Source organism: Bacillus sp. AFS088145 (assembly GCF_002564465.1).
GTDB lineage: Bacteria > Bacillota > Bacilli > Bacillales > Bacillaceae_G > Gottfriedia.
In genome coordinates this window covers 70,836-96,027 of sequence record NZ_NUUX01000005.1, presented here as the reverse complement: position 1 = coordinate 96,027, position 25,192 = coordinate 70,836, and the positions used below count along the sequence as shown (strand labels likewise).

At 33.9% G+C, this 25,192-nt stretch carries 16 protein-coding genes; 8 read left to right on the top strand and 8 right to left on the bottom strand.

Annotation, left to right across the window (positions count from 1 at the left end; translation table 11 throughout):
• The first annotated feature begins 499 nt into the window (after positions 1-499).
• The gene (locus COI44_RS02430; RefSeq protein WP_098426491.1) at positions 500-4,015 is read left to right on the top strand and encodes a S8 family serine peptidase; all 3,516 of its coding nucleotides are present in this window, start codon (positions 500-502) and stop codon (positions 4,013-4,015) included.
• A gap of 155 nt (positions 4,016-4,170) precedes the next feature.
• Here COI44_RS02430 and COI44_RS02425 read toward each other — a convergent pair whose 3' ends face one another.
• Together COI44_RS02425 and COI44_RS02420 are read right to left on the bottom strand one after the other, a co-directional pair.
• Entirely contained in the window at positions 4,171-7,665 is a 3,495-nt protein-coding gene (locus COI44_RS02425) for a S8 family serine peptidase (protein ID WP_098426490.1), read from the bottom strand.
• A gap of 579 nt (positions 7,666-8,244) precedes the next feature.
• The gene (locus COI44_RS02420) at positions 8,245-12,534 is read right to left on the bottom strand and encodes a S8 family serine peptidase (protein WP_098426489.1); all 4,290 of its coding nucleotides are present in this window, start codon (positions 12,532-12,534) and stop codon (positions 8,245-8,247) included.
• 462 nt (positions 12,535-12,996) lie between these two features.
• Between COI44_RS02420 and COI44_RS02415 the strand changes: the two genes are divergently transcribed.
• Together COI44_RS02415 and COI44_RS02410 are read left to right on the top strand one after the other, a co-directional pair.
• Positions 12,997-13,203 carry a hypothetical protein gene (locus tag COI44_RS02415; protein WP_069034689.1) on the top strand — a complete coding sequence of 69 codons (207 nt, stop codon included), beginning with the start codon at positions 12,997-12,999 and terminating at the stop codon, positions 13,201-13,203.
• A gap of 169 nt (positions 13,204-13,372) precedes the next feature.
• Positions 13,373-15,028: a ribonuclease J gene (locus COI44_RS02410; protein ID WP_098426607.1), complete on the top strand. Its 1,656-nt coding sequence runs from the start codon at positions 13,373-13,375 to the stop codon at positions 15,026-15,028.
• Positions 15,029-15,067: 39 nt separating this feature from the next.
• Here COI44_RS02410 and ligD (COI44_RS02405) read toward each other — a convergent pair whose 3' ends face one another.
• Genes ligD (COI44_RS02405) through ku form a run of 3 tightly spaced genes read right to left on the bottom strand, consistent with a single transcriptional unit; the run spans position 15,068 to position 18,119 of the window.
• Positions 15,068-16,312, bottom strand: a complete 1,245-nt coding sequence (gene ligD, locus COI44_RS02405) for a DNA ligase D (RefSeq protein WP_098426488.1) — start codon at positions 16,310-16,312, stop codon at positions 15,068-15,070.
• Positions 16,313-16,324: 12 nt separating this feature from the next.
• A complete protein-coding gene (gene ligD / locus COI44_RS02400) occupies positions 16,325-17,269 on the bottom strand; it encodes a non-homologous end-joining DNA ligase (RefSeq protein WP_098426487.1) in 945 nt (314 codons plus the stop codon).
• 13 nt (positions 17,270-17,282) lie between these two features.
• The gene (gene ku, locus COI44_RS02395; protein WP_098426486.1) at positions 17,283-18,119 is read right to left on the bottom strand and encodes a non-homologous end joining protein Ku; all 837 of its coding nucleotides are present in this window, start codon (positions 18,117-18,119) and stop codon (positions 17,283-17,285) included.
• A gap of 139 nt (positions 18,120-18,258) precedes the next feature.
• Here ku and COI44_RS02390 point away from each other — a divergent pair, with 139 nt between their 5' ends.
• A complete protein-coding gene (locus COI44_RS02390) occupies positions 18,259-19,125 on the top strand; it encodes an MBL fold metallo-hydrolase (protein ID WP_098426485.1) in 867 nt (288 codons plus the stop codon).
• 260 nt (positions 19,126-19,385) lie between these two features.
• Here COI44_RS02390 and COI44_RS02385 read toward each other — a convergent pair whose 3' ends face one another.
• The gene (locus COI44_RS02385; protein WP_098426484.1) at positions 19,386-20,618 is read right to left on the bottom strand and encodes an MFS transporter; all 1,233 of its coding nucleotides are present in this window, start codon (positions 20,616-20,618) and stop codon (positions 19,386-19,388) included.
• A gap of 154 nt (positions 20,619-20,772) precedes the next feature.
• On the opposite strand from COI44_RS02385, the gene COI44_RS02380 reads away from it, so the two are divergent.
• From COI44_RS02380 to COI44_RS24430, 3 genes are all read left to right on the top strand, one after another.
• Entirely contained in the window at positions 20,773-21,243 is a 471-nt protein-coding gene (locus tag COI44_RS02380; RefSeq protein WP_098426483.1) for a DUF2243 domain-containing protein, read from the top strand.
• Positions 21,233-22,006, top strand: coding sequence for a cytochrome c oxidase assembly protein (locus COI44_RS02375; protein ID WP_179886984.1), 774 nt, complete (start codon positions 21,233-21,235; stop codon positions 22,004-22,006). The genes COI44_RS02380 and COI44_RS02375 overlap by 11 nt, the downstream gene beginning before the upstream one ends.
• Positions 22,007-22,078: 72 nt before the next feature.
• Entirely contained in the window at positions 22,079-22,570 is a 492-nt protein-coding gene (locus tag COI44_RS24430; protein ID WP_098426481.1) for a WGxxGxxG family protein, read from the top strand.
• Between the two features lie 37 nt (positions 22,571-22,607).
• Here the strand turns inward: COI44_RS24430 and COI44_RS02365 are convergent, their stop codons facing one another.
• Entirely contained in the window at positions 22,608-22,982 is a 375-nt protein-coding gene (locus COI44_RS02365; RefSeq protein WP_098426480.1) for a MerR family transcriptional regulator, read from the bottom strand.
• 133 nt (positions 22,983-23,115) lie between these two features.
• On the opposite strand from COI44_RS02365, the gene COI44_RS02360 reads away from it, so the two are divergent.
• Complete coding sequence (locus COI44_RS02360) at positions 23,116-23,889, top strand: SDR family NAD(P)-dependent oxidoreductase (protein ID WP_098426479.1); 774 nt, start codon at positions 23,116-23,118, stop codon at positions 23,887-23,889.
• A 53-nt stretch (positions 23,890-23,942) separates the two neighbouring features.
• Here the strand turns inward: COI44_RS02360 and COI44_RS02355 are convergent, their stop codons facing one another.
• Positions 23,943-25,154: a helix-turn-helix domain-containing protein gene (locus COI44_RS02355; protein ID WP_098426478.1), complete on the bottom strand. Its 1,212-nt coding sequence runs from the start codon at positions 25,152-25,154 to the stop codon at positions 23,943-23,945.
• Positions 25,155-25,192 lie beyond the last annotated feature (38 nt).

The following is a 25,192-nucleotide window of genomic DNA, read 5'->3' as shown; positions in this document are numbered from 1 at the left end:
AGTCCCATTATGTGCCTATTTTAAAGTAACAGTTTCTTCTAAGCTCCCCTTTTTTAATTGTGATTTAAAAATAATCGTGTGTTTTCAAACCTCAGCCTACACATATTTTGGTTAAAAAACTTTAACATTTTTAATCGAATCATTAAGAAATAATTGATTTTGACAAAATTTCCCCAAATCAAGGATCCAACAAATAATGATTTTTCAACAAATTCTAACAGGTTCCCTAAAAATAATTGTCTTGGAATATTTAAAGAAGTTCGAAAATTGTCTATTTTTTTTTTTCAGTCATGAAATTCACACATTAAAAACATGGAATTTCCCCAATTTACTTAAAATTTCGCTGGATATATATTAAATATTGTATTTATTTATCACTCAATGTAAGAGTTAGTTTAATATTTCCAAACATTCATCCTTTAAAACTTACTATTCTCTTAAAAGCGTGTTTAAGAAATACAATTATTGACAAATTATCATAATGAACAGGAGCGATTTAATGAAAAACAGTAAATTGAAAGCGTTTAAAGTAATGACTACTACAGCTCTAACAACTTTGATTTTTTCATCCTACACTGCTCTCGCGTACAACAATGAAACTACTTCTACATCTCAACCAATCGACAATCAAGAACCGCAAATACTCAATCAAACTCAAAATGAAAAAGAAAACTTGTACACTGATGCCAAAAAATCTGAAAAAGCTTATAAACCAACTGATAAGGTCCGTTTTATTGTAGAAGTTGATCAACCATCTACTACTGAAATTACTCCAACAAATAAAAAATCATTATACAAAGAAAAACAAGATCAAGTTATGGATGAAATTCAAAAGAAAAATAAATCAAATACAAATTCACCAAAGCTAAAACAACGCTTTTATGAAGGATTTAATGGATTTAGTGTTGAGACAGAATATCAGAACTTGAATGAGATTGAGAAAACTCCAGGTGTTACTAGCGTTCATGTTGCTAGAACATACCATGAAACGATGGCAGCAAGTAAAGAATTAGTACAAGCTCAAAAGGTTTGGAATCAATATGGATATCAAGGTGAAGGCCTACTTGTAGCGATTATCGATTCAGGTATTGACTACACCCATAAAGATATGACGATCACAGAAAAAGGCAAACAAAAAGAAAAATTAACGAAAAGTGGAATTCAAAGTAAATTAGATGCTACTGCTGTAGGTGACGTTTGGTACACAGATAAAGTACCTACTGGTTATGACTGGGCTGATCATGATACAGATGTAATTCCTAGAGGCGACGGAAGTCCACACGGTACACATGTTTCAGGTATCGTCGGTGCAAATGGTGATGACTCAACTGGTGGCGTTCAAGGTATAGCTCCAGGTACACAATTATTGGCAGAAAAAGTGTTTTCAGATAATGACGAATCAGCATATGAGGATGATATTATTGCTGGTATTGAACATGCTGTAACAATGGGTGCAGATGTAATCAATATGAGTTTAGGCGTCGATTCAGGTGATGTTAGTGAAGTGGATGACCCTATTCAAAAAGCGATCCGAGTTGCAACAGAACAGGGAAGTCTTGTAGTTGTTGCGGCAGGTAATTCTGCATACAGTACAAAACATAATCTTCTTTTCCCTTCAGCAATGCAACCATACGCAGATAATCCTGATATTGGAACAGTAAGTGCACCTGGGGTAAGTCCATTCGCTTTATCGGTTGCATCCTATGAAAATACTAAAATGCATTTAAATACATTAGGTGATGCAACTGGGTTTAAACTACCTTTCCAAGATCAAACAATGTTTGCTCCTAGTGTTAATTTTAAGCTTTCTAAAAACTTAATACCAGGTCAAGAGTATGAGTTGGTATATGCAGGCGAAGGTTCGAAAGCTACTGATTTTACTAATAAAGACTTAGCTGGAAAAATAGTCGTAGTAAAAATGAAAAATCAATATACATCATATTCTTTCGCTCAATTTAATGCAGCAAAATATAAAGCAAAAGCAATCATTGTTATTCCGCCAGATGTTTTGAATGATTATTCGTACTTAAGCTTTAGTCCATATACAATTCCAGCTGCTACAACTGGTAAAGCAGTCGGACAAGAGTTAATTAACAAATTAACAAGTGGACAAATTGTTAAAATGAAATTAGCAGGCGATACTTGGGTAGATAATGTTAACAAAAACAAAATGTCTAGCTTTTCATCTTACGGGTCTCCTTCAACATTAGATTTTAAACCAGAAATTTCTGCTCCTGGAGGAAATATTTATTCCACTGTGCCAGGTAATGATTATGAAGTGATGAGTGGTACATCGATGGCAACGCCGCATGTTGTAGGTGGTTCAGCGTTAGTATTACAATCGCTTTATGAGAAGGGACTAAAACACTCAGAGGACACAGCTCTTAAAGCTAAGCTTGCTTTAATGAATACATCTAATATTGTAATGGATCCTAGAACAAATGGAGAAGTTCCATATTCTCCACGTTTACAAGGCTCAGGTTTAATGCAAATTCAAAATGCAATAAACACTCCTGTCGTTGTCACAAATAGAAACGCTCCTTTAGAGCAAGCTGGAGCAGTCGCGTTAAAAGAAATCGGTAAAAATACTAGTTTTAAATTAAATGTAGAAGCATTTGATCAACCAAAAGGTAAAAATAATAGTGCTGATATCGAATACAATGTTTATGTAGATTTACTTAAAGATAAAACTGAAACAAAACAGTTTGATTTAGATAATGATGGAACGATGGATTCAAAAGATTATTTAACACTGACTAGTGAACGTATAGAAGGTGCTTTAATCACAGTAAATGATAATAAAGTAACAGATAAAACTGGCTCATTATTAAAAATTAAACCTGGTCAAACAAAAATGTTGACTGTAAATGTTTCATTACCTGATTCATTAAAGAATGATAGTTTTGTAGAAGGATTTGTAAGACTAGTTCCTGTGGACGAAGATAAAGCAGTTCCTATATCAGTTCCATATATGGGCTTTTATGGTAAATGGGATGAACCAAGAAATATTGATGCCCCAGCATGGGATAAAGATGCATTTTTAGGCTATACAGCACTATGGGATGAATATTCTGGAAGTGCACCAAAGGGGTATGATGGTAAAACTGGAACTTTCAATTTAAATAAAATTGCCATCTCTCCAAACTATCATTTACATGGTATATATGCTGGATTTACAGCATTACGAAATTTACAAAAAACTGAGATGTATATTGAAGACCCATCAGGAAAAATGATCAAATATTTAGGTGACTTCAGTGAATACACAGGACAACCATGGAAATTCAGAAAAAATATTATGTCATATGGCGATTATTATTACACTGATAGCTACTATTGGAATATGACTGATGATTCAGGAAATATCGTACCTGATGGAACTTACCAATATGTAATCAGAACAACTCTTGACTATCCAGGTGCAAGACCACAAGAAGTTAAAATGCCTGTAAAAGTCGATTCAACATTACCTAAAGTTACTGATATTAAAGTAACACCAACTAATGGTAAATATGAAATTTCATGGAAAGGTACAGATAACGAGAACGGAAGTGGATATGTCGCTTCATCGGTTTGGGTTGATGGAAATTATTATTTCCCAGGTTCCGCGCAAACATTGCTTGTAAATACGGAGCCAAAAAGTATTGTAGTAATCGGAGCAGACAATGCTTTTAATCATTCATATACAGTTTGGGGAGATCAAAGCTCAAAATATATGAGTGAGTGGATGGTTCTATCAAATACAAGTGTATACCCTACTACTAATCTAAACAAAAATAGAGTAGCAGATGTTGATTTCTTTGCACAAAACAGAAGCGACTGGACATTTAATGTAAAAGATGCAAATGGTAAAATCGTCGATACTTTTGCAATTAAAAATGAAAAAGAAGTCCATACAACGTGGGTACCAAAGTCTGACCTTCCGAATGGCACTTACTATATCTCTGCTGACGTAGTTACGAAGGATGGATTTAAAATTACCTCTACACCTAGTAAAGTAACTGTAGTACAATAATAAAAAAAGCTATCATTCCTGTTTTTAGGGATTGATAGCTTTTTTTATTATTATAAACCCACTCGTACTATGGGCTTAACTCTATTTCCGAAAGTAAAAACCTCAATCCAACTTAGACTCATAGCGGATTGAGGTTTTTACTTTAATAGATTATATTAAGGTTTTACAACTGTCATATATCGTACTTTTGCATTAATTTTAAGTCCTGTTTCGTCTTCCATCTCACATGTCACTTTGTATTTTCCTGCAGGCATATCAGCTGTTGGTGCCCATACTCTATAAGCATTTTCTGTGTTTTTTTCTGTCCAAGTATCGACCACTTTTCCATTAGGATCTTCAATCGTAAATTTCCAGTTTAATTTTTTCACTCCGACTCCTAAAATATGACCCGGTTCCTCTGGTGTTATTGGTCTAGCCCATACATCCAACACTGAAAGGAATAATTCTTCTTGTAACATTGGGCTTTCGCCGTATATTTCATCACGAACGTTACCTGCCCAGTCAAATAACATAAAGTTAATACTTTTCGGCTCACTATTTACGATTAGAGACGTTTGTGTTGGGGATATATTTTTATAAATACCGTCGATATAAGCATAAGATTTCGTTAAGCCGCTTCCCCCTTCATTATCCTTCATGTCCCAAGTAATCTGATATTTATTGTCTGGTGTTTTGTTGACTTGAATATTTTCTGCTTTTGGTGCTACTGAATCTACATAGATTGGCATTTTCATCTTTTGTGGTCGTGCCCCATCATAAGCTAATGTACTCTCTATAACAAATTGATACTTTCCATCTGGTGCATATTTTCCGTCTTCGGTTTTCAAATCCCATCCATATCCTGGATACCAGAAGTCACCATTTGCCATTATATTTTTTCTAAAATGATATGGTACTTCCGTTCCTTCACTGTAATTACCAAGGTCTCGAACTTGCTTACCTGCTACATCCTCAACATACATATGCACTTGTTTTAAATTACGTAGCGCGGTAAAAATCGAGTAAACACCTTGATTTGCAGCAAATGGAGAGTCGGCCATTCTTTCTTCCTTGAAAGTTTTGGTCGCTTTATCATAACCAATTGGTATATCTGTTGGCCTTCCTAGCCAGTTCTTCTCACCCCAGTAAGGGAATAGAGCTGTTTCCCGTAAAAATGCATTTTTGTCCCATGCCGGAGCGTCAATATTTCTTGGTTCGTCCCACTTCCCGTAAAAGCCCATGTATGGAACTGATATAGGAACTGCTTTATCTTTATCCACTGGAACTAGGCGAACAAAGCCTTCTACGAAACTATCATTCTTTATAGAATCAGGTAAAGAAACATTTACAGTTAGCATTTTTGTTTGACCAGGTTTAATTTTTAGTAATGATCCAGTTTTATCGGTTACTTTATTATCATTAACTGTAATTGTTGCTCCATCTATTCGTTCACTAGTTAATGTTAAGTAATCTCTTAAATCCATCGTACCGTCTTTGTCAAAATCACCTTGCTTTGTTTCGGTTTTATCTTTAAGTAAATCTACATAAACATTGTATTCGATATCGGCACTATTATTTTTATCTTTAGGTGCATCAAAGGCTTCAACGTTTAATTTAAAACTTGTATTTTTGCCAATTTCTTTTAATGCTACAGCACCAGCTTGTTCTAAAGGAGTGTCTTTTCTTGAGACAACGACAGGCGTATTAATCGCATTTTTAATTTGCATGAAACCAGATCCTTGTACTCGTGGAGAATAAGGAACTTCTCCATTTGTTCTTGGATCCATTAATATATTCGACGTATTCATTAACGCTAACTTCGCTTTTAAAGCTGCACTTTCTGAATGCGTTAGTCCTTTTTTATAAAGAGACTGTAAAACAAGAGCCGCACCACCTGCAACGTGAGGTGAGGCCATGGATGTACCACTGTATGTATCATATTTGTTATTAACAACAGTAGAATAAATCTTTCCACCTGGAGCACTGATTTCAGGCTTAAAATCAAGGGTATGTGGTGCTCCAATTGAAGAGAACTCAGACATTTTCCCCTTATTTTTATTATCAATCCATGTTCCCTTACCTACTCGTGCCGTAATCTTTTCACCCGATTTCAAGCGATCGATTAAACCTTTACCATCTGCAATCCCTATACTTAAACCTGGCATGTAGTAACCCGAATTAAGACTTAATGAAGCATAATCACCTTGTGTTGCTAGAGGAACTACAATAAGTCCTTTTGCTCCCCTCTGTACAGCAGGGGATTGTATATAGGCTTCACTTCCAATATATTGTTGTTCAGCTACTACTATTTTACCTGTTACGTCTTTTCCAGTGTAATCCTGAGTATCCCCTTTACCTACATACACTAACTCCGCTTCTTGATTCTGAGGAAATACATCAGCCATTTGAGCACCTGAAATACGTTTATAAATTAGTGATTTTCCATTCGACAAATTAAGTGTATCCATATGGACTTGATCGCCTTCATAAGAAGCAACTTGCAAAGCAAAAGGACTTGAACCTGGTGCACCTACTACTCCAATATCTGGATCTTGAGCATAAGGAAGAGAATTATATTTAACAGTACCACTCTTCGAACTGTAGTATGCGTTTCCAGCAGCTGCTACTACTAATACCCCTTTCTCTGTGGCATTATGAATTGCTTTTTGGATTGGATCGTCTTCAGTCACAAACGAGCCGTCAGTGCCTAGGCTTAAGTTGATAACATCGGCATTCATTTCGACTGCATGATTGATTCCTGCTACGATATCATCCGCATATGCCCCCACAGAAGAATAATCAGAAAAGACTTTTTCTGCTAGTATTTGCACGTCTGGTGCAATTCCTTTTACTCCGTCTGTTTCATCAGCACCATTTGCTCCAATCGTTCCTGTTACATGCATACCATGTGAGCTGGCATAAGGGAAAACATCTTGATCATCGTCAGCCCAATCGTAGCCAGTTGGTACTTTATCTGAATACCAGCGTTCATTTACGGCTGTTTCATCAAATTTGGCTTGTATATTAGTAGAGTTATATTTTGCTTTCTCTTTTCCATGGTCAGATAGAGTTAGATCTTGGTGTTTATAGTCGACCCCTGAATCTACAACTGCAACTAGCATACCTTCACCGTGGTAACCTAAATCTTCCCATACCTTTTGGGCTTGTACCATAGATGCACCTGGATTTGCTGCTGGTTGATAGACTTGCGCAATTTGGACACTAGCTACTCCTGGTAATTTTTCAATTTCTTTAATATTTTTATATTCTGTATCCATACTAAATCCGTTAATACCTGTCACAAAGTGATGACGCTCTTTAATTTTCATATTTTTCGTTTTCTTCATCTCTTGAATCAATAATTGCTGAGATTGCTTTAATTTTTCCTTCTCCGTTTCATTTCCTTTGCCACTTTGTACAGGTTCTCCTGTCATTTCAACAATCACTCGTACTGAATCGTTAGGTGAATATTGGTAATGATCTTGCTTTTGGACTTGCTGTTCTGATACGTTCTCCTGATTAGTTGGTAGATCTTTAGCTGCGATAATTTGATTTTCTGGCTGATTCGAATTGCTATTTGTTTCCGCTAACACTGTGAATGATGAAAAAAGTAAGGATGTTACAGCCGCAGTAGACATTACTTTAAAAGCCTTAAAATTTCGCTTGCTCATTAACATTGCTCCTTTTTTTCCGTTTTAAATTTTATATTTATTTTGCTACTTTTATAAAATTAGTAAATTAATAAAATGACAGATTACTAATCATTCCTAGTAAAAAATAAATACAATATGAATTTTACATACTCCACTTTCCACAGTAAATTGGGGGAATGAAGCATAGTTCGATAGAATTATAAGTTGGCAATTTCGGTTAAAAAGATTGTCTAATAAACGACTTTTAAATAGAATTTAGGGTCTTTACCTCGAAAAATGTTAATAACTACTTTAAAAGGATAATTTATTAGTGGAGTACTTATAAAGATTTGGGGTAATAAACCAGTATTGTTAATAGTTTCTAAAAGCACTAATAAAATTTAGTTAGTAATTAATTAAAATGTATATAAAGAACTACTTAGAAAATGGTATTTTTGACAGTAATTCATTATGTAGAAATAGAGGATCTCTTGTTTAAATTTCATTACGCCTTCCTTCGGTGGAATAAAGTAGATTGCCTCTTAGATATGATCAGTTATAAAAAAATCGGTAACAACATGTTGTTGTCACCGATTTTACGATAATCCTATTATTCAATTACTCTAAACCCAGGTCAGTTAAAACATCATCTAAAGTTTCACCTTTATATTTCTTAACTGCATTTGGTGCATTGTCGTTCCATGGATTTTGCATAGAGTAGTTATCAATTACATACTGCATATCTTGCTCATCTACTACACCATCATAGTTGATATCTGCGTCACGCTTATTTGTGCCCCAATATGTTTGGATGTATAGAGCATCTTTCACGTCGATTACATTATCTTTATTTACATCTCCACCAGGGATATAATCATAATCAACTGGTTTAGATCCTGCAGTAACTTTACCGTCTTCTTTAATGCCAACTGTAAAGTCTTTCTTGAATGTGAAATGCCCTGGAACGTCAATTGATAATGTAAATGGCTTATCTGTGATCGGTAATCTAGTCGTAAAGCCGTTTGGAGCACTTGAGCTATATCCTAGAGGATCAGATACTCCATATTCTTTACCATTAGAATCTTTTACACTAATTTTTGTTCCAGCTTTGTTAAAGTCAATCTTTTTCGCAACAATTACTCCAGCCGTACCAATTCCTGTAACTAATCCTTCTGGCTGAACTGAACTCCTCATTAGGGAATAAGTAGGAGTAATATAGAAATAAGGTTGGATACCCTGTGTTGTTACCTTACTATCATCCACATTCGTATAAATAGCACTAAAGAAAGTAGATGACCCAGTTGAATCTTCAAATGTCATTGGACCTTTGTAGTATTGGTCTTTTGCTTTAAACGTCAAGTCTACTAAAGAAGTATCTCCAGTAATTCCTGTAGTCGCAAGGTCACCAAGTGCTGTTGCTGTGATCGTCATTTTATTGTAAGTACTGTTAAAAGAAGTAGTTGTATATTGAACATCTAGTTTTCCACTATATGTTCCATGCGGCTTAACACTTACAGTATCTAAGAACTGGACTGGATATAAGAATGAGTATTCAGCTTTTTTCACTTTAGTTCCTACATTTTTTGATGAGAACGTTACTGTTGTTGTATCTCCCATGTTGATTCTCTGTTTATCCGAAACTGCTGTAGAATAAGCAGTGCCTTTTTTCACAAAATAAACGTCTCTAAAACTTCCATAATTTTCAACAGTTGATTTATTTCGGTCATAAAAATCATAATGTGTAATTGGCAATGATACTGGACCAGCTGTAGCCAATGGTATTGAACTATTGAAGTTTCCATTTTGGTCTACTGGGATGTTAATTTCAGCAGAATTATTTGGATTATAATAATACATTTTATTCTCGCCTTGTGAAGCAGTAATTCCTGCAGCTTGCATTTCAGCTATGTCTTTATCAAATGCCGCACCTGTTACCGTAACAGTTTTATCAGTTGCATTAGCTGTTTCAACGATTTGTCCTGCTTCATAGTTCATCGTAACCTTTGGCTCTTTCTCACCATAATAAACAGGTGCATCACTAGTGAAGGTTTCACCATTATCATTTGTACCTACTAATCTAATTTTCCATAATCCTGGGTCAACTTCCTTATAATCAAATGCAATTGGGTTATCAGGATCTCCAGTTAATGGATAATATTGACCATTGTTCAATACACCTTGGAAATAATAGTCAATATTTTCTTGAGCGCCCATTCCATCAGCTGAACCAAGGTAACCAATCTCTTCGTTTGTTTTTGGATCTACTAGGAAGAAATCAAAGTTACGCATATGGGAGTTTAGCTTAAAGTTAACTCCAATCGACCATCTTGTTGCATTACTACCTGCTTCATATGGTAGGGTAAATGCTTCTGGAGCTCCTTTAACATAATCAATTCCTTCTTTTACTGTATGAATAGCAAATGGAATTTTATATGTTTCATCAGGATTCTTTTGATTCGTGTATACTACATAGCCTTCATATGTTCCAAGTTTAGCAGTTTTAGGAACATTAATTGTAGCATCCATATTCGCACTGCTGTAACGTTTCACTTTACCCGTTGATTTAACGTCTAATGTAACGCCGTTAGCAGCAGCGTCTTGGTCTGCTCTAGAGTCATTTGTAAATCTTCCATCCAATGTTTGGAATTGGACTTTTACATCAAACGTTTTATCTTCAGAACTTTTATTAAATAAAGTCATTGAACGTTGATCTGCTAAATCCTTTCCATCAGTAGACTGTTCACCAAAACTTAATGCACCAGTAATGTTTTTAATCGTTTTGATTCCTTTACTGGCAAGTGTAATCGTACCTTCTGAATTACCATTACCGTTATACGTCTTCGTTTTGTCTTTCACTTGAATTTCCATTTGAGAATGCACAGCTTTGTATGGATTAACAAGGCCAGCACCAACTTCATATACACTATATTTATCATTTAAAGGATCAGCTGTATTCATAAGTGATGCTTTAATATCTGCTGGCGTCATATCTGGATGAGCTTGTTTTAACAATGCTGCTACCCCAGAAACATTCGGTGTAGCCATTGATGTACCTGATAAGCGCTCATAAGCATTTTGATAATCTGTTAATGCATTCCCATTATCGTCCTTATGCATATATGCAGGTACTGTTGAGAATACAGAGACACCTGGTGCTGTTACTTCTGGTTTTATATCATATAGCACACGTGATGGACCACGAGAACTAAAGTCTGCTAATTTATTACCTTGTGTGACAGTTTGACTCATATTACCGAATGTAAAGTCAATCGAATTTCCTTTCATAGCTTCAGTTAGAAGTAGTTTACTTGTTATAGCTGTACCTTGTTGGTTGTTTATTAAAAACGTTGGAATATATCCGTATGTGTTACCTAAAAATACATCTTGTAATGTATCTCCAGGCGTATTGATTAAAAATACCGCCTTTGCTCCGTGTTTTTTAGCTGTATTGACGATATCAGCTATGCCTAGGTTACCACGTTGTGCGATAACAATTTTTCCATTTACATCAATCGGTATCGTATAACCACCATCCGCATCACGTTTATAATAAGCAGTATCTGCACCAGATCCTACGTTTACCACTTTCAATGTTTGACCTTGAAAATCCGCTATATTATCAGAATCTCCTTGGGCAGCTAGCTTTAGATCAGTTGGTGAATCACCAGTTGATAAATGAGCTGATGCTGTATATTGTGGAATCGTAACAGACGTATCACTTGCTCCAACTGTGATTGCTAAAGGTGCATTTCCTGGAGAACCTAATGTATACATTTTATTACCAGAATTTCCTGCTGCAACTACCGCTGTTACACCTGAAAGTACAGCATTATTTACCGCAATTGCCGTAGGATATAATGGATCATTGTAGTTTGCTCCAAGTGACATACTGATGATATCCATACCGTCTGATACTGCTTTGTCAATACCAGCTAAAATTGCTGAAGTTTGCCCAGATCCATATCGACCTAAAACACGATAAGCATAAATGTCAGCATCTGGGGCAACACCCGTAACCGCATAGTCCGCATTATTTTTACCTTGTCCCGCAATAATCCCAGCTACATGTGTTCCATGCTCAGTATAAAAAGCTTCACCACCACTTGTTTCAGGTAGTCCAGATTTCTTCCAATCAGCATATGTTGTTTCCATTGGATCATTGTCATTATCAACGAAGTCATAGCCGCCTTTAAATGCACCTTTTAAATCCGGGTGATTGTAATCAATTCCCGTATCAAGAATACCAATTTTCACGCCCTTACCTGTATAACCTTCTTCATGAAGTTTTTCAACGCCAGGGAAAGTTACCATATTATGAGTTGGTCTTTGTTGCCCAGACGCTTGTTCTTTAACAGTTGGATCATCTAACTGAACTTGTAAATCACTCCATACTGCTTGAACGGCATTCGATTTAAGTAATGATTTTACTTTATTAGCAGGGAGTGTCATTGAAACCCCATTAAATACTTTTTTGTATGAACGTTTAATTTTGTATGGATTTTTCTTCTCTTTTAGTTCTTTACTGAAGATCGTTTTTAGATCTTGACCAAACGTTTCGTGTGAAGCATCTACTTTTGCTTGTGCATCTGATTCAGAAAGATTTGAACCTGCTGTCTCAGCTACCATTACCGCTGTTTGTGCAGGCTTGTCCTTAAATTCAACAATAACTGAAGTTTGTGCATCACTTGTTAAATCTAAATCTGGAGATACTTGAAGTCCTTCTTTGTCACTAACTTTTAATTGTTTAATTGCCTCACGTTGAGCTGGTGTAAGAGCTGATAAAACTTGCTCCACTTTTGAAACTGGTTGTGCATGAACATTGTGTGTAATAGACATTGGATTAAATACGCTTGCTACAAGACCTGTTGTAAGTGCCACAGTTGTAACATTTTTTTTGATTTTTTTCATCTTTCCCCCATCTTCCTCTCTCTCTTGATAGTCTCATTATATTGAGATTTGACAGAATTTTAGATTTCATAAATTTTATCAAATTACATTTTTTTATAATTCGAACATTTCCAACAAAAAAAGGACAAGAAAGCAGAATGAATATCTGCAATCCTATCCTTTTTTATAACAAATGAACATTACGATAATAGAAATTGAAGATGGTTCTTCAAACAAAAAGCACGAATGATAAATTATTAAGCGTTTGTGGCTTATTTCATTTATTTTAACTAATCTTTTTAATGACCTTTTCAACCCGATTTCTTTTCGTCTCTTTTTCAATCTCATTCAACCTAGAAGTAAGTGTCTCAACAAATAAATTTTTATTTTCTTCATTTGATACTTATTTAAGTCCTATCTTTTTTCTTTACCAAATACATAATTTTCCTTAGAGAAACCATCCTATTGTCAGGAGGTGGTTTTATGTCTGAACCATTACAACCAGGGAATAAAAAACTTCCTGATTTTAATGAATTAAACGATCGGATTATTGCTGAACATGGTACAACGGGACCGTCATTAGTGATTAAAACAAATTTGGATCCTAAAGATTCTACTGTTGATAATCCTTATTATCGTAACGAAACGCATACACCTAAAAAACCATTTAAAAATTATTTCGAAGAGTAATAGAAAAATGAGCCAGGTTTGCACCGGCTCATTTTTTTTACCCAAATCGTCGATTGAATGATTTTAATGCAAACGTACATACTAAGAAAAATATGGCAATTTCTTAAAAGGAAATGTTTATACTTTTCAATGTACTAGGAGGAATACGATTTTGAGTCCAACAAAAAGTATGCTATCGGTCTTTGCCTTAGGTGGAATTAATGAAATTGGAAAAAATATGTATGCTATTCAATACTTAAAAGAAATTATTCTAATAGACTGCGGTTCTAAGTTTCCAGACGAGAGTTTATTAGGTGTTGATTTAATCATTCCTGATATAACTTATCTATTGGAGAATCTAGAAAAGATTAAAGGATTATTTGTTACGCACGGTCATGAAGATCATATTGGTGGAATCCCTTATCTATTGAAGCAATTGAATATTCCAGTCTATGCAACGAGATTAACGCTTGGATTAATTGAGCTTAAATTAAAAGAGCATGGTCTCTTAGGTGAAACTGAACTCATTTTAATAGATTCTGATTCAGTTATTAAATTTGAACATTTTTCGATCTCATTTTTTAAAACAAATCATAGTATTCCTGATTGCTTAGGCATCGTATTTGAAACGCCTGAAGGAACTGTTGTGCATACAGGGGATTTTAAATTTGATTTAACTCCTGTTAACAATCAATATCCAGATATTCATAAAATGGCAGAAATAGGTAGTAAAGGAGTTTTATTACTTTTATCAGAGAGCACAAATGCTGAACGGCCAGGTTCAACACCATCCGAACGGATTGTTGGTGAGCATATAGTAGATGCTTTTATGAAGGCAAAACAAAGAGTCATTATTTCAACATTTGCTTCTAATGTACACCGGGTGCAACAAATAGTTGATGCATCGATTATCACAAATCGGAAATTAGCTCTACTAGGTAGAAGCATGGTGAATGTTGTTCAAGTTGCGATGGAGCAAGGATACTTATCAATCCCAGAAGGTATGTTAATTGATAAAGATGAAATTAATAATTTTGCGCCAGAAGAAATTACAATTTTATGTACAGGTAGTCAAGGTGAACCCCTTGCAGCACTTGCTCGACTAGCTAGCTCAAGCTTTAGAGGCGTTGACATTTATCCCGGTGATACTGTTATTTTAGCTGCTTCACCAATTCCCGGTAATGAGCGCGGCGTTTCTCGAATTATCGATAATTTTTACAATCTCGGTGCAAATGTTATTTATGGTTCAGGAAGCTCGACTGGAATGCATGTTTCTGGTCATGCTTATCAAGAGGAGCTTAAGCTTATGCTTACATTAATGAAGCCAAAATATTTTATTCCAATTCATGGTGAGTACAGAATGCTTCACCATCATCGTTCACTTGCTGAATCTGTTGGTGTCAAACGAAATAATATTTTTATCATTAAAAACGGTGATGTTGTCGATATTCTACAATCAGAAGCAATTCAAAGCCGAAGAATTCCAGCTGGAAATATTTATGTTGATGGAATGGGTATAGGAGATGTCGGTAACATTGTCCTTAGAGATCGAAAACAACTTGCTGAAGATGGTATGCTTGTAATCGTCATCACCATTAATAAAATGGAAAGAAAAATTATCTCAGGTCCTGATACCATTTCAAGAGGATTTGTCTATGCGCGTGATTCAGAAAGTTTATTGAAAGAAGTAAATCAAATCGTCACATCATCCATAAACGAATTACTTGATGAGAACAAACTCCAATGGGGAGTTATGAAGCAAAATATTAAAAGGTCTCTTGGACAATTTTTATTTACGAAAACAAAGAGAAAACCGATGATTTTACCAATAATCATTGAAATATAGAATTTAAAAAAACTCCCTTACAATATAATTAGGGAGTTTTTACTTTGATTCGTTTTCTTTAATTTTTGAAATTAAGTCAATTAAAGAAATGTTTTCTTGATCAAAATAACCATTCATTGGACAAGAACTATTTTCTAACCGATTTAGTACAAACGGGATTGTAAAAGTTTCGATTTTTAATTCATCATTTACCTCATCCCAAAAAAGAGGCGTTGCAACAGTTGGTTTTTCCTTTCCCCTTGTAGAGTATGGGGAAATAATGGTTTTTCCTTTTGCGTGCTGTACATAATCAATATAAAGACGATTCCCTCGATTTTTTTTAAATCTTTCAATCGTAAAATCATCTGGAAATTTTTCAATTAAATAATGTGCAATAAAAGATGTAAATACTCTTGTTTCATCATAGGTAAGAGAATTTTCTTTAATCGGAATATGAATTTGAATTCCTTTACTTCCAGATACCTTTGGATAGCTTTTTATTTGAAAAGAATCAAAGATTAATTTCATTTCCAATGCAGCTTTTATTGCTAAAGGAAATGCATCTATATTAGGTGGATCTAAATCGAATACGATTTCAATCGGGTTATTGGCTTTATATGTTTGAAAAGGTATATGGTATTCGATTGCTAATTGATTTCCTAACCATAGCAATGTTGATACATCATTACAGATTATAAAATTATTTCCCTCATGTTCTTCGGTTTTAATAAAACTCGGAGCATAGTCTGGACGGTTTTTTTGAAAAAAAGATTCACCGTCTATTCCATTCGGAAAACGAATCGTTGTTAATAAACGATTTTTTAGAAATGGAAGCATATATGTGGATATTTGAGCTAAATACGAAACAAAGCTCTCTTTATTTATATATGGATCCTTCCATATTACTTTTTCAGGACTGGTAAGTGTTAATTCTTCCTCCAAATTAAGATTACCCAATAGTAATCCATCCCAAGTACATTCATTCCATGCATGCTTTAATTGAAAGGATATAAATTTTGTATTTGTTAATTGGTTGTTTTCTATACTTTGAAACTCAAGTTCAATACAAATCCCAGGCTCAACAAATTTTATATTACCATTTTTGCTTTTTTTATTTGCTTCAATTGCTTTAATCAATATACCCTTCTCTTCCTCGCTAAGTCCATTTGAGAAGGACCCTATTTGCAAAATATCATTTTCTTTTTTAAGTCCCACTAAAAAGGTTTCCTCTTTTATATTGAAACCTAAAATAAAAAAAATGCCTGTATAAATTTTATTACGTTTTTGAAAAAAGTAATGATTCATATCTTACTTCCCCTAATCTGTAAGAGTACATTCTTTAGGATCTTTTTCGATAAAAGCTTGAATACTTGGTTGTCTTAATGAATGACCTTCAGTCCATTCAATGAATTGAACTTTAACAGTTAACAATGGTTGAATCCATTGAATTTCCTTTACTCTTTTTGGTTGGCTACTGAATGGATTGTTTTCTATTTTTATTTTATTAATGACTGTAGTAAGGTCTTTCCATTCTGATTTCGTTAATTTCCCTGTTCCAACATGCCCAATAAACACGAGTTGGTTATCTTCGTTATAAAGTCCTACTAAAATAGAATTTACAATTCCAGAGCGATACGTTACCCCACCGATTACAGCAATAACGTCCTTATAATTTTTTACTTTTTGCCACGCATTGTGCTTTCCATTGATCAAGTATTTACTATTTATATTTTTACATACGATACCTTCTAAATTATGTTGTTTCGCAACTTCAAATAAGGCAACTCCATCAGTATTATTTGGAACTAACTGAATTTGCTTATTAGGATGGACCGCTTCAGATAGTAAATTTTGTCTCTCTTGGAGAGATAATTGCGTAACCCATTCTCCATTGTAAAAAAGAATATCAAAAATCATATAGAAAATAGGTACAGCTTCTATAGCTGAATCAATTCGATCCATGCGTCTAATTCCATCCCTCCGCATGACCTCATGAAACGATGGATTGCCATTTTGATCGAGAGCGATGACCTCCCCGTCTAAAATGATTGATTTAGCAGTCGAATAGGATTTTATATCTGTTAGCTCTGGAAAAATATTTGTACGATCATTTAATTTTCGGTTAAATAATTTAACTTCTTTCCCATCAAAATAGGTTAGGATTCTAGTACCGTCCCATTTTATTTGCGAAATCCACTCAGGACCAATTGGTACAATATCTGAAGAAATAGGCTCAAAAGGAAAAATTGGATTTAGCTCCATTTCTACCTCCTATTTAACTCGTTGCTTTTTTAGGTGCTCTTGTTTTAGGCTTTTTCGGAGGTGTTGCTTGTCCTTTTGTTCGATCGATACTCGCTTGTAATGCAGACATTAAATCAACAACATTTTTTTGTTCTGCCGGTTTCTCCTGCCCTGTCGCGATATAATCATTTTTATTAACTTTTTCCGAAATTAATTGCTCTAAAGCTGTTCGATATGTATCGGTATAGTTTTCTGGATTAAACGTTGTCGTTAATTGTTCAACTAGCATCATACCAGCCTGTAATTCACGCTCTGCCAATCCAGCCTTTTCAGGAACACCACCTGGCAGATTTTCAATTGCTCTAATCTCATCTGGAAAATGTAATGTTTCAAGAATAATCGAATTTTTATATGGGCGAATAGCAGCTAAACGCTGTTTGCTACGAATTGTAATTTTTGCAAGACCGATTTTCTTACTTTTCTTCAAAATTTCCGAAAGTAAAGCATATGCCTTTGTTCCACCAGAATCCGGACCAATATAATAGGTTCGATCAAAATACACTGGATCAATTTCTGAAAGTTTGACAAAATCAATGATTGATACAGTTTTTAGTTCAAATTCTTCTTTTAATTTATTCATTTCCTCTTCTGTTATTTCCACAACTCTACCATTTGGAGTTTCAAATACTTTAATAATTTCTTCGGGAGTAACTTCATCGTCACAACTGGCCACCTTTTTATAAGAGATCGGTGTTTTACAATCTTTATGATATTGACGAAACTTTATATCCTTATCCTCAACTGCTGAAAACAACTTTACTGGAATTGTAACTAATCCCATACTGATTGTACCTTTCCAAACTGTATGCATATCTTCACTACCTTTTTTTATTTTTATGATTAGCTTTTGTTAAATGAATGGGTTTAATTCAATTTGCTTTTTATCTCCATCAGAATAAAAAACACTTATAAAAGAAGACTAAAAAAGTTAATCCGCATATAAGTCTTAAATGGAGGATATTATGAATAACTCAAACGATCTACAAAAAATGAATAAGGAATTTCATTATATGCCTATTACATCTATATCGAGTGGGAATGGGTTTGAATTAGCGAATGATTTATACTATGAAACAAATCAAATTGTGAATTTTTGCCTTTACGGTAATCCTAATTTATCAAGTGAGTGGGTATTAATTGATGCCGGTATGCCAAAGTCATTTGATAATATTTTGGATTCCGCTGAAACACGATTCGGTGTAAAACACAAATTAAAAGCAATCATACTTACCCATGGACATTTTGATCATGTTGGGGCAATTATTGATTTAATAAAGGAATACAATGTACCTGTTTATGCTCACGAAAAGGAGTTACCATATTTAACTGGGGAAAAAAATTATCTAGAACCAGATGGAACAGTTGAAGGTGGACTTCTTGCAAAGTTATCTCCATTGTTTCCAAACGAAGGAATTAATTTAGGAGAATTTATCCATGTTCTCCCTACAAACGGTTCTGTACCTGAAATGCCAAATTGGCAATGGATTCACACACCGGGTCATTCACCTGGACATATTTCACTTTTTAGAGATGATGATCAATTACTGATTGCTGGAGACGCCTTTGTTAATGTTAAACAAGATGCTATTTACAATGTTCTAATTCAACAAAGAGAAATAAATGGTCCACCTAGATATTTGACGACAGATTGGGAGGGAGCATTGAATTCTGTAAAAAAACTGCAGGCTCTACACCCTAAAAGAGCAATAACAGGTCACGGCTTTCCATTGTTAGAAGACGATTTAAGTGAACAATTAGACTACTTAGTTAAAAACTTCAACACAATCGCCAAACCTGATTATGGACGGTATGTTTAAAATTTAGCGCTACTTAGTTGGCAAGAATTATAGGTAAAATTAAAACTCCCTACTTTTGTAAGGAGTTTTAAAATTTAATTATTTAAATCATATAAACCTGGGCAATGTTCATTCGGCATATCAGGAAATTTTGGAACTGGAAAACCTTTCGGAGTTTCAGTTACGTTTTCTACTCGATGTTTTACCTGTAAATATTTCTTCTCATATTGATTAATTCTTCTTTGTAATAATTTATAATACCCCAAAACTTTAGATTTGTTTTAAGATTTAGCGGTTTCTGTATCTTGGTTAGGCTTAATATATTTGATGGACAAAATAAGTCCTAGCACTCCTAAGATTATGGAAAAATACATCATATAATTATCTGGTTTATTCATCAAATAGGCAAAAACAGGAGGTCCCGCAGCTACTCCTACAAATCGTAAAGAACTATAAAGAGAAGTAATAGTCCCTCTTTGTTCCTTCTCAATCCCCTCTGTTATTAATGCATCTAAGCTTGGTAACGACATTCCGATTCCAATCCCACTAATCAATAAACTCGTGATAATCATATAAATATCTTTATTGATAATCGGTATGACAAAAGCAATACTTATTAAGATAAATCCGATCACAATGCATTTTTTCATTGCACCTTTTTGATTACCAATTTTTTTACCTGTCTTATAAGAAGTGTAGGATAAAGCAGCGAGTGGGATCGCTAACACACAACCTTTCCATATTCCAATTATGTGATAACGCTTTTCTAATATTTTTGATAAATAAAAAAGCATACCAAATAAAATGAACATGATAATGGCACCTAATATAAATATGGTATAAAGCCATTTGCCATTATTTCGAAATATTTTTCGAATTGATCTAATAAACATTTTAAACTTTTTTTTTCTTTTATCTTTTCTTTTTGCCCTCATAGGCTGTTTTGGAGGTTTTACAAAAATTAAAATTAAAATAATTGATAGTAAGCAAAGAAACGGTATTGATAAAAATGGTAAATACCAAACAACCGCTGCTAATACTGAACCAAGTATGGGACTTAGTACTTTTCCAAATGTATTCGATGTCTCAACTAAGCCTAATCCTTTACTAACTTCATTTTCATCCTTAAACATATCTCCCACACACGGAATAACAACAGGCATTGCCCCAGCAGAACCAATCCCCTGAATGATTCTGCCAACAATTAACCACGCGTAAGGATATTCTAATTTCCAACAAACAAAGCCGGCTAATGCTCCTCCAATTCCCGCAATAATTAAACTTGGAATGATTACTTTTTTCCTTCCAAATAAATCCGACAAATAACCAGCTATAGGGATTAGAATGATTGCAAAAACTGAATAAACAGTAATAATCATTGAAACTTTAAGGCCAGATATATTTAATTGTTTTTCTAATTGTGGAAGTACGGGAATCAACATTGAATTACCTAAAGTCATTACAAGAGGTACTGTAGATAGCGCCCATAAACTCCGCGTTTGTTTTTTATCCATATAACCTCCGTGTTTTGTGTAACTAAAAACAATCACAATCCTTATATTTCCCAAGTAAGGTTCTTGGTTGAATTGTAATTTTTACTAATTATGATTTGACAGGTAAAATTAAGGGCAAAATGAAAAATATACCATTTCGAAAGGAGGAGTCTTTATGACTACTCTAGAGAATTCAACTAATTATTCTCATTTAAATTTATGGTCTGGAATTTTATTTGGCCTTGGATTGGTGGCATTTTTTGACGAAGCAGTTTTTCATCAACTTCTTCATTGGCATCATTTTTACGATAAGTCTACAACAAGTTTGGGGCTTATATCTGATGGTCTTTTTCATGCCTTTAGTTGGTTCGCAACGATTGGCTCCTTATTTATGTTTGCGAATATAAGGAGAAAAAAGTCACTCTATATTAAAAGATGGATCGGCGGAGTTTTACTCGGAGCAGGTTTGTTTCAACTTTATGACGGAACAGTTCAGCATAAATGGATGAAGCTTCATCAAATTAGATATAACGTCGATATTATGCCCTATGATTTAACTTGGAATATTACTGCTTCTATTATGATATTGATCGGTTGCATTCTAATTCTTAAAACTCGAAATAAAGGTGGTCAATTTGAGGGATAATTTTTCAAATTACTTCAATTCGTTTGATCTATTCATTATTTTATTCATTTTACTTTTTATTGTTGGATATTTGGTTGCTGCGAAAAAACATAAAAAAAAGCCCTGGCCAAAATTACGTTCTATATTATGGGTAACTGGTTTTGTTTGTATATTAGTTTCGGTTATTGGACCAATTGCAAAACTAAGTCACCATCTTTTTGTTTTCCATATGATTATGCATTTGTTACTAGGAATGCTCGCTCCATTTTTTATCGCTTTATCTAGACCGATTACTTTATTATTAACATCATTAAAAACTCAACATGCAAGGCGTGTGACACGTCTTTTAAGAAGTGCTACTGTTCGACTATTAACTCATCCAATTAGTGCATTGCTATTAAATATCGGAGGACTTTGGGTATTGTATACCTCCACAGTGTTTAACTTAATTCATGAGAGTACCTTTTGGTTAAATTTTGTACATATTCATTTGTTTTTTTCGGGATATTTATTTACAATCTCAATCATTGCTATTGAACCGTTCTCTCATAAATTCAGCTATTTGTTTCGCTCATCAATTATGATCCTTGCATTAGCAGGTCATGATATTTTATCGAAGTTTCTTTTTTCAAATCCATTAAACAGTTTCGGTTTTAGTGATGTTCAATATGGTGCGGTCTTAATGTATTATGGAGGGGACTTTGTTGATTTGTTATTGATTACCGCGCTTTGTTATTTCTGGTATCATTCAGCAAATTCGAATAAAACAAGAGCTTTTATTTAATGGACTTTTTTGCCACATATATTCCTTCTAAAGATGCACAAAATATTATTGCATAAAGAAGGAGGGTTAAAGATGAATAAAATTTGTCTTACATTATGCACTGTTTCATTATCATTTATCATTTCAGCCAATGTTCATGCTGCTTCACCTGGACCTGACGCTACACAATTAGAACCAAACTATGATCATAATGGTAAACATATCAAAAGAGATTTTAACAATAATTTTAATGATCCAAACCACGTTGTAAATGACACGAAAAATACGGTTAAAGAAGGGTATTATGATACAAAAAACACGGTTAAAGAAGGATATTATAATACTAAAAATAATATAAAAAATACAACAAACGACATGTTAAATAACAATAACAATGGAGTAAATAATCCAGTAAATAATGATGGCAACTATTATCGACGAAATGTAAGTGTAACGCCTACACCTGTTACTAACACATTAAATACAACTGACAATAACGATAATAATCATTTCAATTATGGATGGCTTGGGCTTCTTGGATTATTAGGGTTCGCGGGTCTTCGAAAAAAGGAAAGAGTCGAATAAAAATAATAACCTTATTGGGGCTTTCCCCAATAAGGTTTTATTTATGGACTATGTTTTTATTATGAATTACCTCTTTATAAAAATTGATTTTTTGCTCTAACATTTTATTCGTTTCTTCTAATGTTTTAAGCTGATGTTCAATCGACTGTTTATGCTCAACTAATAGATCCAACCTAGCCAAAGATGTGTGCTCACCTTCTGTATATAAATGTGCATACTCTTTAATCTTATTAACTGGCATTTGCGTTTCTTTTAGCTTCAGGACAAATCTTAACCACTGAATATGTGATTCAGAATACAGTCTTTCACCATTTTCATTTCGATCAGGGAGTATGATCTGTTCCTTTTCATAATAACGTAATGTATGTGTGCTTATTCCTAACATCTGAGCGACTTCACCAATTGAATACATAAGTACCTCCAGTTTGAGTGAAAAATAAAAACAGTTTGACTTAGAGTTTACTCTAACCAGTATAATGAATCCGTAACGGATACACAATTAATTTAAAGTTTTAGTATAAACCAAATTATTAGGAGGAATTTAGATGAAAAAATATACTGTCATTACAGGTGCTAGTTCAGGAATTGGTTATGAATCAGCTCTTGCGTTTGCTGCACGTGGAAAAAGCCTAATCATTGTTGCTCGTAGAACGGAAGAACTTGAAAAATTAAAATCAGAAATCGCTAAATTGAATTCAGATCTTGATGTGATCATAAAAACGGCTGATTTATCTGTTATAAAAAATGCTTATAATTTATATGAAGGACTGAAAGAATATGAGATTGAAACTTGGATTAATAATGCAGGTTTTGGTAATTTCGCTTCTGTTGGTGAACAAAATTTAGAAAAAATTGAAAGTATGCTCAATTTGAATATTGAAGCTTTAACGATTTTAACTTCACTATATGTACGTGATTATTCAACAGTCGAAGGTACACAAGTTATCAATGTTTCATCTGGTGGAGGGTATACAATTATTGGTAATGCCATCACATATTGTGCGACTAAATTCTATGTAAGTGCCTTTACAGAAGGGCTGGCTCATGAATTAAAAGAAAAAGGTGCAAAAATGCAAGCTAAAGTATTAGCACCAGCTGCAACTGAAACAGAATTTGCAAAAGTATCCTATGATTTAGAAGAAAACATTAAATTTGAAGGTGTTCTACCTAAATATCATACTGCAAAAGAAATGGCCGGTTTCATGCTGGAGCTTTATGACAGTGAAAAAGTGGTAGGAAAAGTCGATGGAATTACTTATGAATTCCAATTATTAGATCCACTTTACCCTTATGCTACAAGATTAGAAAGGCAGGATTAAGGATAAGAAGAGTCTTTTAGAACCTTCTCCAACCTTAACTCTGCATCCTAATTTTAATTTTCTAAAACTAAATTTAAATGTGGATATTTAGTAGCCCTATATTCAGAAGGGCTACTTTTTATATATTTTTTAAATATACGACTAAAGTAATTCGAATCTTGAAAACCAATTCGTGTCGCAATTTCTTGCATGGTTAAATCAGTCATTTCTAAATAAAACATTGATTTTTCAATCCTTATTCTATTTAGAAAATCGATCACACTTGTGCCAATTTCTTTTTTGAATAGGTGACTGAAATGATATTTACTTACGCAACAATATTGAGCAATTTCTTCCAGTGTTATACTAATTTGATGATTTTCTCGTATATACTTAGTTGCTTTACGAATAACAGGATTCATCTGATTATTAAATGCATTGGCTATTTGAATCGTTAGCCAGTAAGCATATTCGCAAACCTTTTTTACAAATTTATCATAGCGAATAATATGATATAATTCCTGGATCATTTGAGCATTTTTTGACATGATTAGTGTTGCATTCACGCCTGACTCAACTACAACCCTAGAGATTAACATAATTAAATCGACTACTTCAGTCTTAAATACGTCTTCATTTAATCGGCATGCATTAGCTACCTTATCAAGGAAACTTTTTAATTGCTTGACTACACCTTCTTCATCACCAATTCGAACAAGTGCTAATAATTCAATACGGTCTTCGGTTGATAATGCTCTTAGTGTATTTTCTTCCACTGGTTTAATACCACTATGAAATATCAGTTTGTTCCCTTGAAAAAAACGACCTGACATTGACTTTCTAGCCTCTTCAAAAGAGTGATATAACAAATAAGGATCACTATATTTTTTACCTATTCCAATTGAAACTGAAATCTGAACCTTATCCAATGAATTTTGAATTTCTTCTGCCATTCTATAAATCTTTTTATTGAACTCGATTTCACTATCTACATCATCTAGTTCAATTAGAAGAGCAAGCACACCTTCTTCTACCCAGTTCCACAAATAAGAAACTCCGATCGTCTGATCAATTTGGTTGATTAGTTCATGCCCAATTTCTTGTTTCCACTGCTTTGGGTTTTCTTCTGCTAAATCAGGATAGCGATCAATCGAAATCACCATTACAATATTTGGATAAGTATTAATACCACATCTTTTTTGAACTTCATCAAAAGTTCCTATATGGACGAGCGTACCAGAAAGTAACAAATTTGAAAAAGCTGATTGAGTAGCATCTCGATTCATCTTAATTTCTCCTTTTTAGCTTATGATTTTTCTTAGTT

Coding starts and splice junctions, on each gene's coding strand:
- ligD (WP_098426488.1), bottom strand. CDS start 16,312: ATGAATCATTACTTTTTTCAAAAACGTAATAAAATTTATACAGGCATT.
- ku (WP_098426486.1), bottom strand. CDS start 18,119: ATGCATACAGTTTGGAAAGGTACAATCAGTATGGGATTAGTTACAATT.
- COI44_RS02360 (WP_098426479.1), top strand. CDS start 23,116: ATGAAAAAATATACTGTCATTACAGGTGCTAGTTCAGGAATTGGTTAT.
- COI44_RS02365 (WP_098426480.1), bottom strand. CDS start 22,982: ATGTATTCAATTGGTGAAGTCGCTCAGATGTTAGGAATAAGCACACAT.
- COI44_RS02430 (WP_098426491.1), top strand. CDS start 500: ATGAAAAACAGTAAATTGAAAGCGTTTAAAGTAATGACTACTACAGCT.
- COI44_RS02410 (WP_098426607.1), top strand. CDS start 13,373: ATGCTATCGGTCTTTGCCTTAGGTGGAATTAATGAAATTGGAAAAAAT.
- COI44_RS02415 (WP_069034689.1), top strand. CDS start 12,997: ATGTCTGAACCATTACAACCAGGGAATAAAAAACTTCCTGATTTTAAT.
- COI44_RS02380 (WP_098426483.1), top strand. CDS start 20,773: ATGACTACTCTAGAGAATTCAACTAATTATTCTCATTTAAATTTATGG.
- COI44_RS02420 (WP_098426489.1), bottom strand. CDS start 12,534: ATGAAAAAAATCAAAAAAAATGTTACAACTGTGGCACTTACAACAGGT.
- COI44_RS02425 (WP_098426490.1), bottom strand. CDS start 7,665: ATGAGCAAGCGAAATTTTAAGGCTTTTAAAGTAATGTCTACTGCGGCT.
- COI44_RS24430 (WP_098426481.1), top strand. CDS start 22,079: ATGAATAAAATTTGTCTTACATTATGCACTGTTTCATTATCATTTATC.
- COI44_RS02355 (WP_098426478.1), bottom strand. CDS start 25,154: ATGAATCGAGATGCTACTCAATCAGCTTTTTCAAATTTGTTACTTTCT.
- COI44_RS02385 (WP_098426484.1), bottom strand. CDS start 20,618: ATGGATAAAAAACAAACGCGGAGTTTATGGGCGCTATCTACAGTACCT.
- COI44_RS02390 (WP_098426485.1), top strand. CDS start 18,259: ATGGAGGATATTATGAATAACTCAAACGATCTACAAAAAATGAATAAG.
- ligD (WP_098426487.1), bottom strand. CDS start 17,269: ATGGAGCTAAATCCAATTTTTCCTTTTGAGCCTATTTCTTCAGATATT.